This window comes from Pseudoalteromonas sp. MMG007 (genome assembly GCF_018100985.1).
In the GTDB taxonomy this organism is placed as follows: domain Bacteria; phylum Pseudomonadota; class Gammaproteobacteria; order Enterobacterales; family Alteromonadaceae; genus Pseudoalteromonas.
Genome location: NZ_JAGJEI010000001.1, coordinates 1 through 16,031 on the forward strand (window position 1 = coordinate 1; position 16,031 = coordinate 16,031).

A 16,031-nucleotide genomic window follows, 5' to 3' on the forward strand; every position below is an offset into this window, starting at 1 on the left:
TAGAGCCTGCTCCAGTAGAGCCTGCTCCAGTAGAGCCAACACCAGTAGAGCCAACGCCTGTAACAGGGACTACTTATTATACAAGTGCGGATGATCTTAATGATACGTTAGCAGAGGCTGCAGGAGGTGATGAAATTATCATTACAAACAGTGGTGAAATTTCAATTAAAAATATTAGTTTCGATAGTCCAGTTTTAATTCGTGCAGAATCCATTGGAGCCCTTAAATTAGAAAATGCGACTATTAATAATTCAAATAATATTACGCTACAAGGGTTCCTTTTTGGCCCATCAAATGATGTAAGTACCTTAGTTAAAATTGAAAATTCGACCAATATTAAAATCTTACGTAATTACTTTGACCACTTAGATGTAACAGAAGGGCAAAGTTCTTTAGTGATCACCCAGTCAAGTCAATATATAGAGATTGGCTACAATGAATTCCATGATAAAAATATCAGCGTTGTTGATGGTGAAAAAAACACTGGTAGCTACATTAAGCTACAGTATGACGATGGACAAATGACAAAGAATGCACATATCCATCATAACTATTTTAACAACATTGCTCCTTATCTTATCGATGGTGTTCCAGCGGGTGATTCAGATCGTGAAGCAATAGTAATGGGGATCTCTTCATCTCAGGATATTGTGACAAATAACGTGGTTGAATATAACTTGTTTGAAAACTGTGATGGTGAAAATGAAATTTTAACCATTAAAACGTCAGAAAATACGTTTCGTTATAATACCTTTAAAAACTCTATGGGATCATTATCACTGCGTCTAGGACATAGTAATGAAGTATACGGAAACTATTTTTACGGAACTGGTGCAAGCGATACTATAAGTGATGATAACTATCAAACGGGTGGTATTCGTGTCTATGGTGCAGGCCATAGTATTTATGATAACTACATGGAAGGTTTATCTGGTACAAGCTGGAGACTACCTCTATTAGTTGATAATGGTGATACATCTGACAGTTCAAATGGTGATAACCACCAAACCCCTACTGATGTCACTATTACTAACAATACAATTGTGAATAGTATTGGTGGTGGTATTTATATTGGCCGTGAAGACAGCAAGTATAAAAATAAACCAACGGATATCTCGATTATTGGCAATGTTGTAATTGGTAGCGAAGGATTACTGTTCAATAATAGTGCTGCTAGCGATACAAATATTTTTTCTAATAATACTGCCTATGCAACAGGGTCTGCCGTGGTAAATGGAGGCACTATATTAACGAGTGCTCAATTGAAAGTATTAACGACTTCGCCTTCAGTGTCTGTTCCAACGCCATTAACACCAAATGATGTTGGCACAAAAGCACAATAACAGTTAGCGTGTAACGCACGATTTATACTGCGCTTTAATTAAGCCGATTGCCTTTGCAAGTAATCGGCTTTTTTAGTGAAAAATATATATTAAAAGCTATCATTTTATAAAATCTCCTATGTGATTACGCTTGGCTGTTTAACTCGCTAACGAAGCGAATTAAAAGGTAAGCATACGAATATAATAAATAGCACTGTGTGTGCTCCAATATATATTGGGGGGAGCGAAAGTATTTTGTTACGGTAATTAGTTCTTCGAATACGCTTAATACCAATTCGCTTAATTAAGAGATCTATTTTAGGTGAGAAAATCGTGTCGATAATAAGGCAAAAACTTCGTTACTTAGTTGTTATTACTAATTGCTCTTGCATTGCACTACCACCTACATCCATGCATCCGTATATCAGAAGCTTTTAATTCTGTTCACGTTATATTGAACCCCCAAAATTGGTTAAGTAACCCGAACTGTGGATAGTAAATCTATCTTGAGCCGCTACTTTCAGCGCTAACCGCATTATAGGCCAGCTATTGACGGGTAAATTCGCTTCGTTCTCATTAAAAATCTCTGGCTAGAAAAAATAAATTTAAATATCACATTAATTCAACGTATTAACAAGTTTTTTAAGCAGAGTTCAGGTTAAGTCTTATTGCGAATTGGCATAAATTGCAACACATAGAATTGAAGGCTGCTAAAAAGCAAAAACCCAGCAAAAGCTGGGTTTTTATATAAGCAAGGTGCTTAAGCGGTGATGTTTATCACATCATTCCGCCCATGCCACCCATTCCGCCCATGCCACCCATATCAGGGGCACCAGCTGCTTCTTCTTTAGGAATTTCAGCTACCATTGCTTCAGTTGTGATCATCAGACCCGCAATCGAACCTGCAAATTGTAGTGCAGAGCGCGTTACTTTAGTTGGATCTAGGATACCCATCTCAAGCATGTCGCTGTATTCACCAGAAGCGGCATTGTAACCGTAGTTACCTTCACCGCCTTTAACTGCGTTGATTACAACAGACGCTTCGTCACCTGCGTTAGTTACGATTTGGCGAAGTGGTGCTTCCATCGCACGAAGTGCAACTTTAATACCGTGGTTTTGATCTTCGTTATCACCAAGTAGTTCTACAAGCTTACTTGCAGCACGTACTAATGCAACACCGCCACCAGGTACTACGCCTTCTTCAACCGCTGCGCGAGTTGCATGTAATGCATCTTCAACACGGTCTTTTTTCTCTTTCATTTCAATTTCAGTTGCTGCGCCTACTTTGATTACTGCAACACCGCCGGCAAGTTTAGCCATACGCTCTTGTAGTTTTTCTTTATCGTAGTCAGACGTTGCTTCTTCAATTTGCGCTTTAATTTGTGCAACACGGCCGTTAATGCCGTCTTCTTCACCTGCGCCATCAATGATAGTTGTATCATCTTTAGTGATAACTACGCGTTTAGCAGTACCTAAATCTTCGATTGTAGCTTTTTCAAGTTCAAGACCAATCTCTTCAGAAATAACGGTACCGCCAGTTAATACTGCGATGTCTTGTAGCATTGCTTTACGACGATCGCCAAAACCAGGCGCTTTAACTGCTGATACTTTAACAATACCACGCATGTTATTCACAACTAGTGTAGCTAGCGCTTCACCTTCAAGGTCCTCAGCAATAATGAGTAGTGGCTTGCTTGCTTTAGCAACTGCTTCTAATGTAGGTAGTAACTCACGAATGTTAGATACTTTTTTGTCTACAAGTAGAATGAACGGGTTGTCTAATTCAACGGCGCCTTTTTCAGCGTTGTTGATAAAGTAAGGCGATAGGTAACCACGGTCAAACTGCATGCCTTCAACAACATCTAGTTCGTTTTCAAGTGATTGACCTTCTTCAACAGTGATAACACCTGTATTACGGCCTACTTTTTCCATTGCATCTGCAATGATTTCACCAATTTCTTTATCAGAGTTTGCTGAAATAGTACCTACCTGTGCAATTGCTTTAGTATCTGCACAAGGAACTGAAAGTTCTTTAAGCTCAGCAACAGCTGCGATAATTGCTTTATCAATACCGCGCTTAAGATCCATTGGGTTCATACCCGCTGCAACTGCTTTAAGGCCTTCATTAACAATAGACTGTGCAAGTACTGTTGCGGTAGTTGTACCATCGCCCGCTGCATCATTTGCTTTAGATGCAACTTCTTTCACCATTTGTGCACCCATGTTTTCAAACTTGTCTTCAAGTTCGATCTCTTTTGCTACAGATACACCATCTTTAGTGATTACTGGTGAGCCAAATGATTTGTCTAGTACAACGTTACGGCCTTTAGGACCTAATGTAACTTTAACTGCGTTTGCTAGGATGTTTACGCCAGTTAGCATTTTAGCGCGTGCGTCACCTGCAAAAAGTACTTCTTTTGCTGCCATGTTTAAATTCCTCTAAATTCTTAAATGTTTGTTAAACGAAAAGTAGGGTTAGCCTACAATGCCTAAAATGTTGTCTTCACGCATGATCAGGTACTCTTGACCTTCGATCTTTTCAGTTTTTTCAACATATGAGCCAAATAACACTGTGTCACCGGCTTTTACTTCTAAAGCTCTAACGTCACCGTTTTCTAGAACGCGACCATTACCAACGGCAATAACTTCTCCGCGAGTTGATTTTTCAGCTGCAGAGCCAGTTAATACAATACCGCCAGCAGACTTGGTTTCTTCTTCTAGACGCTTAACGATTACGCGATCTTGTAAAGGACGAATGTTCATTTTTTAGTTCTCCTAACAGTTTCTGAACAGTACAGAAAAAAGCTTTTCTAATTTGCAATCATTAATGGGGGTGGAGTAAAAAATTCCAAGAGAAAAAACGATAAATTTTTAATCTTTTCTTTCATATTCTCCATCAATAGTTGTTGGTTGTTCCATTTGTGGCTGTTCTTGCTTTGTTTGTTGCTGCCCAGCGAATGGAGATGGACCTTGCTGCATACCCGCACTCATTCTAACCGTTGCTTGGCTAGCAAGGCCTGCAGCTAATTTATTACGAATTGCAGGGGTTAATAACAGTAAGCCAAATACATCAGTCATAATGCCAGGCGTTAAAAGTAATACACCTGCAATTACCACGCAAATTCCGGTAAATAACTCTTTGGCTGGCATTTGCCCTTGTGCCATTTGTGTCTGCACATTTTGCAGTGCACCCATGCCTTGTTGCTTCACCATTTTAGCACCTAAAATCGCGGTAATAACAACCAACGCAATGGTCGCAAATCCACCTATTACATCACTTACTTGTATAAGTAGTGCAATTTCAATAATAGGAATGATGATAAACAGCACAAATAAAAATCTAAACATAACGCTCTCTAAATAATGACACTCAAAAGAGTTGATGAAATATAAGTGAGGGTGAGGGGGTCTATTTTCAAGGTTACTGGTTACGTATCGTTACTTTGTAGATGTTTTAGCGCCTACACATTGAACTTGCTATCGGATACTATGAGGTTAAACAACGTCAAATAAGTAAAGGTTCATTATGAATACGCAATTTAAACTGATTTTTACAACCTGCAAAGATGAGCCAGAAGCTCGCGCATTGGCAAAAGCGTTGGTAGAAAAAAAGTTAGCCGCATGTGTGAATATCATACCAAACATTAGTTCAATATATATGTGGGAAGGTGAAATTGCCGAGGCAACCGAAACAAAGTTACTGATCAAAACCAAACTAGATAAAATGAACGATGTTTTTTTAACTATAAAAGAGCTGCATAGTTATGAAGTGCCAGAGATTCAGGTTGTAGAAGTGTCAACTGGTAATTTGGCGTATTTTAATTGGATGGACGAGGTGTTGAATTAATGCGTTTTTTCTTTTTATTGCTGGTAACGTTATTAACGCTTCCTGTAAAAGCGGAGAATAATAACCTACTTGGTGATTTGCTTGGGCCGCCTCAGCAAACATTTTTACCGGTAGAGCAAGCCTTTGTATTTGATTTTGATCAGCAAGGAAGTACATTATTTGTTGGTTGGGATATTGCACCAGGCTACTACCTATATAAAAAGAAAATAGAAATAGTAGCCAAGGGAGCCAACATTCAAGTAGGCGACTCTGGCAGTGGCGAAATTATTGAAGATGAGTTTTTTGGTAAAACTGAAGTATTTTTTAATGCTGTAAGTGTTGTCAGCAAACTGAGTGATATTACTGAAGGGGCTATGGTTAAGGTACGTTACCAAGGCTGTGCTAAAGCAGGGCTCTGTTACCCGCCAGAAGTAATAAGTATTCCGCTTAGTGTGATTAATGCCGAAGAGCCTAACACTGTTAATCAAGCTAATTCAAATGATGACGTAGCTACAGCACAAAGTACGTTTGCGGCACTTAACGAAAAACCTACAAAGTCTAAACAAGTAAATTCTAGTGAGCCTGAAAAAGAGCTTTCGTTAACTGAGCAATTAGCAAGTCAGGGTCTAATTACTAATTTATTAATATTTTTTGTAGTGGGTGTGGGACTTGCATTTACACCGTGCGTTTTTCCTATGTTTCCTATTTTGTCGAGTTTAATTGCAGGGCAACAAAATCTTTCAACTAAAAAAGCATTTGCATTATCGTTTGTGTATATACAGGGTATGGCCGTTACCTATGCAGCGCTTGGGCTTGTTGTTGCAGCTTTAGGTGGGCAAGTTCAAGGGTACTTACAACATCCGTTTGTACTTATTAGCTTTAGTTTATTGTTTGTCTTATTAGCTATGTCGATGTTTGGCTGGTACGAAATAAAACTACCAAGCAGCATGATGAGCAAGTTAACTCAGGTAAGTAACAACCAAAAAGGCGGCAATTACGTTGGCGTATTTTTTATGGGGGTTTTGTCGGGGCTTATTGCATCTCCTTGTACTACAGCGCCATTGTCGGCAGCTTTATTATTTGTAGCGCAAAGCGGTGATTACCTAGTTGGTGGTTTAACGCTTTATGTATTAAGCCTTGGTATGGGTTTGCCGTTATTGTTATTAGGTACATCTGGCGGAAAGTTACTCCCAAAAGCTGGCGGCTGGATGGAGCAAGTTAAAACCTTGTTTGGTTTTATAATGCTTGTAGTACCACTTATTTTATTAGAGCGCATAGTAGACGCTGATATTATTTTACTCATGGCTGGTCTACTTGCTTTAGCAACCGCGTTGTATTTGCATTATTGGCAAAGCGCTCAGGTGCAGAGTAAATTAAAAACAGCATTATGGTTTAGTGCCATTTTGCTTGTTTTAACTGGGTTTACACTCACTAAAAACTATATTTGGCCGCAGCAAAATCAAACTATTCATTTCAACACTCAAACTAATGAGTTTAAAAAGGTAGCCGATTTAGCTGAGCTAAAAGAAGCTGTAGCGCAAGCTAGCGATGAAGGCCGAATGGTTATGGTCGACTTATACGCCGACTGGTGTGTGGCGTGTAAAGAGTTTGAGCATTACACATTTCCCGATGCAAAAGTGCAAAGTGAGTTTAACCACTTTCAGCTCATTCAGGTTGATCTAACCAGTAGCGATAACAGCACAATTGAGTTGATGGAAGAGTACACTGTGTTTGGTTTACCCAGCATTTTGTTTTTTAATGCCCAAGGCGAAGAGTTAAGTACACAACGAGTTACTGGCTTTTTAAATGCTGATGATTTTGCTACTCACTTAGCTGCAGTGCGCGCCAGCGCACAATAATAGTGCAATTAAGCCGCTTGTATAAACCGAGCGGCTTACTATTTCCCTCCCAAAAATTTGTTCCCATCATAGAGATTAGACCAGTATTTTGCTGCTATTTACATCGAACTCACTATAATAGTTGGTTAACGTGAGAAATTGTTGCTATCTTGGTTTTTTATACAGATGTTATAGTAAAAAATCGTTAGTAACCGCTTAACTCATTACTTATAGGATATATCGCGTATTATGGCTGCAAAATTTAACATTTTAGTTGTTAATGGTCCAAATTTAAACATGCTGGGCAAACGTGAACCGGATAAATACGGTTTTCAAACGCTAAGTGAAATTATGAGCGAACTAACAAGTGCCGCTGATAGTCTGGATGTTGAGTTAACGCATTTTCAAAGTAATAGCGAGCAAGCGCTCATTGAACGCATACACAGTGCTTGGCAAGCGGTTGATTATATAATAATTAACCCTGCTGCATTTACGCATACAAGCGTCGCATTACGTGATGCATTGCTAAGTGTTGATATACCGTTTTTTGAAGTGCATTTAAGCAATGTGCACGCACGTGAAGCGTTTCGTCACCATTCTTATTTTTCTGATGTGGCGCAAGGCGTGATATGTGGATTAGGCGCAATGGGTTACCACGCGGCACTAAACTGTGCAGTGGGCCGATTGCAAAACGCAATTTAATTTTAAATTAACACACAAACTAACAGGCGGGTCGTAAAATGGATATTCGCAAGATAAAAAAACTTATCGAATTAGTAGAAGAATCGGGTATTGCTGAGCTAGAAATCACTGAAGGTGAAGAGTCAGTACGTATTAACCGTAACAACATGAGCGCGGGCCCAGGTTACGCACAATTTGCTCCACAGCAGTATGCTCCAGCGCCTGCAACACCAGTTGCCGCAGCGGCTCCTGTTGCAGTTGAAGCTGACGCAGCTCCAGCAGCACCTACGGGTCATCAAGTTAAATCACCTATGGTTGGTTCTTTTTACTCTGCTGCATCTCCAGAAGCACCAGCATATGTAGAAGTGGGCTCACAAGTTAAAGTGGGTGACACGCTTTGTATTATCGAAGCTATGAAGATGATGAACCAAATTGAAGCGGATAAAGCCGGTACTATAAAAGCTATCCTAGCTGAAAATGGCGAGCCAATAGAATTTGATCAACCTCTATTCATCATTGAATAATAGCGCAACCTAAAAGGCCAACTCTAATGTTAGATAAAGTAGTCATTGCAAACCGAGGTGAAATTGCACTTCGTATATTGCGCGCCTGCAAAGAGCTTGGGATCAAAACGGTTGCTGTGCATTCAACGGCAGATCGCGATCTTAAGCATGTATTGCTTGCAGATGAAACCATCTGTATTGGTAAACCATCAGCAACTGAAAGTTATTTAGATATTCCGCGCATTATTGCAGCGGCAGAAATAACAGACGCAGTAGCGATTCACCCAGGTTATGGTTTCCTTGCTGAAAATGCTGATTTTGCCGACCAAGTTGAGCAAAGTGGCTTTGTATTTATTGGTCCTAAAGGCGATACAATCCGCTTGATGGGCGATAAAGTGTCTGCAATTGCAGCAATGCGTAAAGCAGGTGTTCCGTGTGTACCGGGTTCTGATGGCCCAGTGTCAGACGATAAAGAACGCAATATGCAAATCGCTAAGCGTATCGGTTATCCAGTAATTATTAAAGCCGCTGGTGGCGGTGGTGGCCGTGGTATGCGTGTAGTACGCAGCGAAGCTGAACTGATTGATTCAATTTCATTGACTCAACAAGAAGCTAAGCAGTTCTTTGGTAATGGTATGGTTTACATGGAAAAATTCCTTGAAAATCCACGTCATATCGAAGTTCAAGTACTTGCAGATGGTCAAGGTAATGCTGTGCATTTAGGTGAGCGCGATTGTTCTATGCAACGTCGTCACCAAAAAGTAGTTGAAGAAGCACCGGCGCCAGGCATTACTGCTGAAACGCGTAAATTTATTGGTGAACGCTGTACTCGAGCGTGTATCGAAATTGGGTACCGTGGTGCAGGTACGTTTGAGTTTTTATACGAAAACGGCGAGTTTTACTTCATTGAAATGAATACACGTATTCAAGTAGAGCATCCTGTAACTGAGATGGTTACTGGTATTGACTTGGTTAAAGAACAGTTAAAAATTGCTGCGGGTCAGCCATTATCTTTCACTCAAGATGACGTGGTTATTCGCGGACATGCTGTTGAGTGTCGTATTAATGCTGAGGATCCTGAAACGTTTATTCCTTCACCGGGTAAAATTACACGTTTTCACCCAGCGGGTGGTTTAGGTATTCGTTGGGACAGCCATATTTACGCTGACTACACAGTACCACCACATTACGATTCAATGGTTGGTAAGTTAATCACTTACGGCGAAAACCGTGATGTTGCTATAGCACGTGCGCGTAATGCACTTAACGAGCTAGTGATTGACGGCATTAAAACGAATACTCCTTTGCATAAACGTATTCTTGCAGATGAGCATTTCCAAAATGGTGGAACGAATATCCACTATCTTGAGAAGAAATTAGGGTTATAATTTCCCTGTTTTTAAAAACCGGCTTAGGCCGGTTTTTTTATGCCTAAAACGGCAATTTATCGCCTTAAATAAATATTCTGGTATGATTAGCAAACATGCGCTTTTAAGTAAATTTTTGAGGTAGTAATGACGCGTAGTTTCCAATCTCACTTAAATGATGAAATAGCCACAGTAGCAATGGGTAATCAGGTTGCTGCTATTGTAGAGCAAGGTGCGGTTATATATTTACATGGTGATTTAGGTGCTGGTAAAACAACATTTACGCGAGGTGTGGTGCAAGGTTTTGGCCATACAGGTAAGGTGAAAAGCCCAACATATACACTGGTAGAACCTTACGAACTTGAGCGAGCTAACGTTTATCACTTTGACTTGTATCGTTTAGGTGACCCTGAAGAGCTTGAATACATGGGAATACGAGATTATTTTTCTGCTGATGCTATATGCGTAGTTGAATGGCCCGAAAAAGGTGGTGAATTTATTCCTGTGCCTGATTTAGATATTACTCTAAGCTATGTAGGCGATGAGCGAAAAATTGTTATTAATAGTGCAAGTGAGCGCGGTGTAGCAATTGTCGAAAAACTAAATAGCTAAGATACATAAAGCTAGCTCTTATAATAAAAAATAGTTAAGGCAGTGGTTATTAAAATGACTCGAGGTATAACTAAATTTCTTTTTACCCTTATGGTATTTGCTGTGAGCTTGCCACTGTGGGCGCAAAATACGATTAACAGTGCCCGAGTTTGGCCATCACCAGATAGCACTCGCGTTGTATTTGATTTAGATGAAAAGCCAGATTTTAGCTATTTTATGCTTAAAAATCCGAGCCGTTTAGTTGTTGATTTAGACAATACTAACGAGCTGAAAATATTACCCGGTATACCGTCAAAGCATCAAATAGTTAGTAAACTTCGCTACTCTAAACCTAAAAATAAGAAAAGTGTTAGGTTAGTGTTCGAATTAAGCTCTCCTGTTAAACCGGTTATTTTCGCACTAGCACCCGCAGGCCCTTATAAAAATAGATTAGTGGTCGATTTATACAATAAAGCTCAAAAGCAAACCGTCGCGTCTCCTGCGCAAACAGCAGCTAAAAACCGTCAGCTAAGCCAAGAGCGCGATATTGTTATTGCTATTGATGCGGGGCATGGTGGTGAAGATCCAGGCTCTATTGGTCCATCAGGTACATATGAAAAAACGATTACTTTACAAATTGCTAAGCGCTTAGAGCGCATGATAGATGGCGAGCGGGGAATGATTTCGCGTATGGTGCGAAGTGGTGACTACTTTGTAAAACTTAATACTCGCACTAATCGTGCTCGTCAAAAAAAGGCGGACTTTTTTGTTTCTATTCATGCTGACGCATTTACAAGCCCAGGTCCTAATGGCGCTTCTGTGTGGGTATTGTCGTTACGTAGAGCTAACTCTGAGATAGGTAAATGGATAGAAGATAAAGAAAAACACTCTGAGCTTTTAGGGGGAGCTGCAGATGTAATTAAAGATGCTGCTAACGAAAAATACTTAGCGCAAGCATTGCTTGATATGTCGATGGATCACTCAATGAAGACCGGTCTAAGTGTGGCCGACGAGGTAGTTAAAGAGCTTAAAAAAGTGGCTAAACTGCATAAAAAAGATCCTCAACATGCAAGCCTTGCTGTTTTAAAGTCGCCAGATATTCCTTCTATTTTGGTTGAGACAGGGTTTATATCTAACCCGAGAGAGGAGCGCCTGCTTAAAAGTGCTAATCATCAAGAGCGCTTAGCTAAAGCGATATTTACGTCTATTAAAAATTATTATTTAAAAAACCCGCCTGATGACTCGTTATTTGCAAAACTTAAATCGCAATATCCTACTAAGCATAAAGTCCGCCCTGGTGAGTCTTTGAGTATGCTTGCAAGTCGTTATGGGGTAACAGTTAGTAAATTAAAACAGGCTAATAAGCTTAGCTCAAACACGCTGTTTATTGGTCAAGAACTCGATATACCGCAAAGTTAAATCCTCAGTAAAAATATTTGTTAGGACGTTCATGAGTATTGAAATATTACCCGCGCGTTTAGCCAACCAAATTGCCGCAGGCGAAGTGGTAGAGCGCCCCGCGTCGGTAGTAAAAGAGTTAGTAGAAAATAGCTTAGATGCGGGCGCTACGCGTATTCAAATAGACATTGAACGTGGCGGCCATAAGCTTATTCGTATTCGTGATAACGGCTCGGGTATAGGTAAAGATGAGCTAACACTTGCGCTTTCTCGCCATGCGACGAGCAAATTAAAATCGCTTGATGATTTAGAGAATATTTGTTCATTAGGTTTTAGAGGTGAGGCGCTGGCATCCATAAGCTCTGTATCGCGTTTAACGCTTAGTTCAAAACCGAAGGAACAAGAAGCTGCGTGGCAAGCATTTGCAGAAGGGCGCGATATGGCGGTGCAAGTTAAACCTGTTGCCCACCCCGATGGAACTACAATAGAAGTTAAAGATTTATTTTTTAATACCCCTGCACGGCGTAAATTTTTACGCACCGAAAAAACCGAATTTACTCATATTGATGAGCTTATAAAACGTATTGCACTTAGTCGCTTTGATGTTTCTATAACGCTAACTCACAATCAAAAGGTTGTAAGGCAATATCGCGCTAAAACAGACCCTGCTCAAGCTATTACTCGCGTGGCGCAAGTAGCTGGTAAAGCATTTGCAGAACAAGGTTTACATATTCAATCGGGTGAGGGCGGTTTGCAATTGCATGGCTGGGTTTTACCTGTCGGCTCAGCTAATACAACGCAGTACACGTATGTAAATAATCGAATGATGCGCGATAAGCTTATATTGCATGCTATACGCCAAGCATTTGAAGAAGTGAGCGGTGCACAAGAGTTACCTGGTTTTGTTATTTATATTGATATAGGTCCTCGCCAGGTTGATGTAAACGTACATCCTGCAAAGCACGAAGTGCGTTTTCATCAAGGTCGCTTAGTACATGACTTTATTTTACAGGCTATTAAACAAGTTGTAGTACCTTTACAAGGTGAGTTTGTTAGTGAATCAATAGACAATGCGCAACAGGCTATAACAGCTGGTTCTGAGTCTTTGTATACAGGTAATGAAATAACACAGTCGGCAGGTGTTTTTGATTACCCCAAATCGCAATTACAGCCATCTAACTCAGGCTTTGGTGGCGGCTCTACCTCACGTTCTTCAAGTGGTGGGAGCGGTAATGCTTATCGTAGCAATGAAGCGACTAATCATCACGACGTAAATGCGTTTTATCAAGGTGTAAGTGAGCAACATGCGGCGCATTTTGACAATGTTACAAGCACTGCGAGCAATACTTTTAGTAATGAACAGCCCGCAAAGCTAAACGAAGTTGCAATATTAAGTGTAACCGAAGGCTTATGCGTATTCAGTTTACAGCAGCAACTTTATTGCTCGCACTTTAAATATGCATTGCCTGATGATTGGCATAACCAAATAAAAGAGTTAGGGAGCCTTGAAGGTAAAGCGCTTTTATTACCAGTAAGAGTCAATTTATCAAAAGAAGATTGCGTAATAATAGCAGCGCAACAATCATGGTTTACCTTACTTGGCTTTGAACTTGTTATAGAAAAACAATTCGTTATGGTTAAAAAGTTACCTGCTTGTTTGTATTTACTCGATGTATCTAATGCAATAGAACATTTACTGAATGCATGTAAGTTAGAGTTTGAAAATATTGAAAGTTGGCTTGAATGGCAGTTAGCGTGTGTACCTACTCGCTTTTATTCAAGTAATGTATTTTTAGAGCAACAAATTCGCTTACAAAATAATCCGCAAACAATTGAACGTTTGCAAGAGAAAGCAGTTAAAATAGAGCTAAATAGCTATTTAACGCAATTAAACTAAGGTGTTCGTGTTGAGTAATTTACCGGTCATATTTTTAATGGGCCCAACCGCTGCTGGCAAAACAGCATTGGCAATTTCGTTGTGTGAGCATTTAAATACTGAAATTATCAGCGTCGATTCAGCGTTAGTGTATAAAGGTATGGATATTGGCACTGCAAAACCCGACGCTGAAGAACTCGCACGTGCTCCGCATCATTTAATTAATTTACTGGATCCGAGTGAAACCTACTCGGTGGCCGATTTTAGGCGAGATGCGGTACAAAAAATTGATGAATTTCATAAACAAGGTAAAGTGCCTGTACTTGTTGGCGGTACAATGATGTACTTTAAGGCATTAATTGATGGCTTATCACCATTGCCAGAGGCTGATGCAACTATACGAGCAGAGCTTGAAGCACAAGCTAATGAGCATGGTTGGCCTTACTTATATAAAGAGCTAGTTAAAGTTGACCCTGAAGCTGCCGAAAAAATAAGTGAAAACGATTCACAAAGAATTAATCGCGCTTTAGAAGTTTACCGTATATCAGGTAAAACAATGACTGAGTTGCAAAAGCAAAAGCAGCCATCTTTACCCTATACTTTTCATCAATTTGCCATTGCGCCACAGCAGCGCAGTGAATTGCATAAGCGAATTGAAGAAAGGTTTAAAATAATGATTGATCAGGGGTTTGAAAATGAAGTTTCGTCCCTATATCTACGTAAGGATTTACATCCCAATATGCCTTCTATTCGTTGTGTAGGTTATAGACAAATGTGGGATTACCTTGCGGGTGAAACAAGCCATGATGAAATGGTTTTTCGCGGCATTGCAGCAACACGCCAATTGGCTAAACGTCAGTTAACGTGGCTACGCAGTTGGCCTGATGTTACTTGGTTAACAACAGGTGATGAAGAAAACTTGCATCGTGTAGTAAGTTCGCTAAGCTAGTAGTAGTTGAAAATTATTTAGTTTATTTAAATAAGTTCAGCCACTTAATTATAATAACACCTAGAACGAAGGAATAATAACATGGCAAAAGGCCAATCGTTACAAGACCCATTTTTGAATGCACTACGTCGTGAGCGCATTCCAGTATCAATCTTTTTGGTAAATGGCATAAAATTACAAGGTAAAATTCAGTCATTCGACCAATTTGTTATTTTACTTGAAAACACCGTAAATCAAATGGTGTATAAACATGCAATTTCTACAGTTGTACCTGCTCGCGCAGTCAACTTCCAAGGTGTTCAAGGGGATGAGAGCACTGAAGAACCAGAAGCTGGAAACTTTTAATTAGGAGCGTAATGCTTGTTTGACCGCTATGAATCCGGCGAACAGGCAATTTTAGTTCATATCGACTTACCTAAAGATGGCGATCGTGAAGATCTTCATGAATTAGAAATGTTGGTATCTTCTGCTGGTGTTAGTAGTTTGGCGGTTGTGCAAGGCAGCCGTCAAGCACCACATCCGAAACTATTCGTCGGTACCGGTAAAGCAGAAGAAATAGCTGAAATTGTCAAAATCCACAATGCAGATGTCGTCATATTTAATCATCAATTAAGTCCGTCTCAGGAACGCAATTTAGAGCGCGTTTGCCAATGCCGTGTACTTGATAGAACGACACTTATTCTCGATATTTTTGCTCAAAGAGCTCGTACCCATGAAGGTAAGCTTCAAGTTGAGCTTGCACAGTTACGCCATATGTCGACCCGACTTATTCGCGGTTGGACCCATCTTGAAAGACAAAAAGGTGGCATAGGTTTACGCGGACCGGGTGAAACACAGCTTGAAACCGATAGACGTTTACTACGTGCGAGAATTAAAAACATTCGCGCTCGATTGGCTAAAGTAGCCGTGCAACGTGAACAGGGCAGGCGTGCGCGTACGCGCAACGAAATTCCGACTGTGTCGTTGGTTGGTTATACAAATGCGGGTAAATCAACATTATTTAACCGAATCACTGATTCTGACGTGTATGCAGCTGACCAATTATTTGCAACACTTGACCCAACACTACGTAAGCTTGATATAGGCGATGTAGGCTCAGTAATTTTAGCTGATACTGTAGGGTTTATACGCCATTTACCGCATGATTTAGTCGCAGCCTTTAAAGCAACACTTACAGAAACGCGAGAGGCAGACTTACAGTTACATGTTATTGATGTGGCTGACCCTCGTCGTAAAGAAAACATTGAACAAGTTCAGTCGGTGCTTAAAGAAATTGAAGCCGATGAAGTTCCGCAATTACTTATATACAATAAAATTGATGCACTTGATGATGTTAGCCCAAGAATTGATCGGGATGACGAAGGCCAACCTATAAGAGTATGGCTAAGTGCACAAACTGGTGAAGGTTGTGAGTTATTAAGTGAAGCAATTAGCGACCTATTAGCTAAGCAAATGTTTAGCGAAACGTTACTGCTAGCGCCTATGTACGGGCGTTTGAGAGCTTCATTGTTTACGTTAAATGCAGTTCACGAAGAACGCTTTGATGAGCAAGGCAATTGGTTATTAGATGTTAGAATGCCAATGGTTGAGTGGAATCGTTTAATTAAAGAATTTGGTCCTGAAATTGCTGGTTTTATCAGCCGTAATTAAAAATTGACGCATTAACGTCGGTTTTAGTAT

At 40.1% G+C, this 16,031-nt stretch carries 15 protein-coding genes; 12 read left to right on the forward strand and 3 right to left on the reverse strand.

The annotated features are described in order from the left end of the window. Positions 1-1,343 (forward strand): polysaccharide lyase 6 family protein (locus J8L71_RS00005; RefSeq protein ID WP_210998712.1); only part of this gene is annotated, 1,343 nt, incomplete at its 5' end. A 756-nt stretch (positions 1,344-2,099) separates the two neighbouring features. Here J8L71_RS00005 and groL read toward each other — a convergent pair. From groL to J8L71_RS00020, 3 genes are all read right to left on the reverse strand, one after another. Then, positions 2,100-3,749, reverse strand: coding sequence for a chaperonin GroEL (gene groL, locus J8L71_RS00010; protein WP_210998713.1), 1,650 nt, complete (start codon positions 3,747-3,749; stop codon positions 2,100-2,102). A 48-nt stretch (positions 3,750-3,797) separates the two neighbouring features. Beyond that, a complete protein-coding gene (locus J8L71_RS00015) occupies positions 3,798-4,085 on the reverse strand; it encodes a co-chaperone GroES (RefSeq protein ID WP_089348829.1) in 288 nt (95 codons plus the stop codon). Positions 4,086-4,193: 108 nt separating this feature from the next. Continuing rightward, complete coding sequence (locus tag J8L71_RS00020; RefSeq protein WP_210998714.1) at positions 4,194-4,670, reverse strand: FxsA family protein; 477 nt, start codon at positions 4,668-4,670, stop codon at positions 4,194-4,196. Positions 4,671-4,848: 178 nt separating this feature from the next. Here J8L71_RS00020 and cutA point away from each other — a divergent pair, with 178 nt between their 5' ends. The 11 genes from cutA to hflX all read left to right on the forward strand — a co-directional run bounded on the left by cutA (position 4,849) and on the right by hflX (position 16,001). Further along, positions 4,849-5,169, forward strand: coding sequence for a divalent-cation tolerance protein CutA (cutA, locus tag J8L71_RS00025; RefSeq protein ID WP_210998715.1), 321 nt, complete (start codon positions 4,849-4,851; stop codon positions 5,167-5,169). Then, on the forward strand, positions 5,169-7,007 hold the full coding sequence (locus J8L71_RS00030) for a protein-disulfide reductase DsbD (protein ID WP_210998716.1): 1,839 nt from the start codon (positions 5,169-5,171) through the stop codon (positions 7,005-7,007). The genes cutA and J8L71_RS00030 overlap by 1 nt, the downstream gene beginning before the upstream one ends. 228 nt (positions 7,008-7,235) lie before the next feature. Then, a complete protein-coding gene (gene aroQ, locus J8L71_RS00035; RefSeq protein WP_210998717.1) occupies positions 7,236-7,688 on the forward strand; it encodes a type II 3-dehydroquinate dehydratase in 453 nt (150 codons plus the stop codon). Positions 7,689-7,726: 38 nt separating this feature from the next. After that, entirely contained in the window at positions 7,727-8,191 is a 465-nt protein-coding gene (gene accB / locus J8L71_RS00040) for an acetyl-CoA carboxylase biotin carboxyl carrier protein (RefSeq protein ID WP_210998718.1), read from the forward strand. Between the two features lie 26 nt (positions 8,192-8,217). Continuing rightward, positions 8,218-9,558 (forward strand): acetyl-CoA carboxylase biotin carboxylase subunit, encoded by a 1,341-nt coding sequence (gene accC / locus J8L71_RS00045; RefSeq protein WP_210998719.1) that lies wholly within the window; start codon positions 8,218-8,220, stop codon positions 9,556-9,558. A gap of 126 nt (positions 9,559-9,684) precedes the next feature. Continuing rightward, positions 9,685-10,149: a tRNA (adenosine(37)-N6)-threonylcarbamoyltransferase complex ATPase subunit type 1 TsaE gene (gene tsaE / locus J8L71_RS00050; RefSeq protein WP_210998720.1), complete on the forward strand. Its 465-nt coding sequence runs from the start codon at positions 9,685-9,687 to the stop codon at positions 10,147-10,149. A 54-nt stretch (positions 10,150-10,203) separates the two neighbouring features. Beyond that, entirely contained in the window at positions 10,204-11,547 is a 1,344-nt protein-coding gene (locus J8L71_RS00055; RefSeq protein WP_210998721.1) for an N-acetylmuramoyl-L-alanine amidase, read from the forward strand. Between the two features lie 31 nt (positions 11,548-11,578). Then, complete coding sequence (gene mutL, locus J8L71_RS00060; RefSeq protein ID WP_210998722.1) at positions 11,579-13,423, forward strand: DNA mismatch repair endonuclease MutL; 1,845 nt, start codon at positions 11,579-11,581, stop codon at positions 13,421-13,423. Between the two features lie 37 nt (positions 13,424-13,460). Beyond that, entirely contained in the window at positions 13,461-14,351 is an 891-nt protein-coding gene (miaA, locus tag J8L71_RS00065; RefSeq protein WP_247655172.1) for a tRNA (adenosine(37)-N6)-dimethylallyltransferase MiaA, read from the forward strand. 81 nt (positions 14,352-14,432) lie between these two features. Then, positions 14,433-14,696 (forward strand): RNA chaperone Hfq, encoded by a 264-nt coding sequence (hfq, locus tag J8L71_RS00070; protein WP_007375939.1) that lies wholly within the window; start codon positions 14,433-14,435, stop codon positions 14,694-14,696. A 15-nt stretch (positions 14,697-14,711) separates the two neighbouring features. Then, positions 14,712-16,001, forward strand: a complete 1,290-nt coding sequence (hflX, locus tag J8L71_RS00075) for a ribosome rescue GTPase HflX (protein ID WP_210998723.1) — start codon at positions 14,712-14,714, stop codon at positions 15,999-16,001. Positions 16,002-16,031: the final 30 nt, after the last annotated feature.

Bases quoted from the DNA above. Each gene is read 5' to 3' on its own strand.
- groL (WP_210998713.1), bottom strand. From the start codon at position 3,749: ATGGCAGCAAAAGAAGTACTTTTTGCAGGTGACGCACGCGCTAAAATG.
- J8L71_RS00015 (WP_089348829.1), bottom strand. From the start codon at position 4,085: ATGAACATTCGTCCTTTACAAGATCGCGTAATCGTTAAGCGTCTAGAA.
- J8L71_RS00020 (WP_210998714.1), bottom strand. From the start codon at position 4,670: ATGTTTAGATTTTTATTTGTGCTGTTTATCATCATTCCTATTATTGAA.
- cutA (WP_210998715.1), top strand. From the start codon at position 4,849: ATGAATACGCAATTTAAACTGATTTTTACAACCTGCAAAGATGAGCCA.
- J8L71_RS00030 (WP_210998716.1), top strand. From the start codon at position 5,169: ATGCGTTTTTTCTTTTTATTGCTGGTAACGTTATTAACGCTTCCTGTA.
- aroQ (WP_210998717.1), top strand. From the start codon at position 7,236: ATGGCTGCAAAATTTAACATTTTAGTTGTTAATGGTCCAAATTTAAAC.
- accB (WP_210998718.1), top strand. From the start codon at position 7,727: ATGGATATTCGCAAGATAAAAAAACTTATCGAATTAGTAGAAGAATCG.
- accC (WP_210998719.1), top strand. From the start codon at position 8,218: ATGTTAGATAAAGTAGTCATTGCAAACCGAGGTGAAATTGCACTTCGT.
- tsaE (WP_210998720.1), top strand. From the start codon at position 9,685: ATGACGCGTAGTTTCCAATCTCACTTAAATGATGAAATAGCCACAGTA.
- J8L71_RS00055 (WP_210998721.1), top strand. From the start codon at position 10,204: ATGACTCGAGGTATAACTAAATTTCTTTTTACCCTTATGGTATTTGCT.
- mutL (WP_210998722.1), top strand. From the start codon at position 11,579: ATGAGTATTGAAATATTACCCGCGCGTTTAGCCAACCAAATTGCCGCA.
- miaA (WP_247655172.1), top strand. From the start codon at position 13,461: ATGGGCCCAACCGCTGCTGGCAAAACAGCATTGGCAATTTCGTTGTGT.
- hfq (WP_007375939.1), top strand. From the start codon at position 14,433: ATGGCAAAAGGCCAATCGTTACAAGACCCATTTTTGAATGCACTACGT.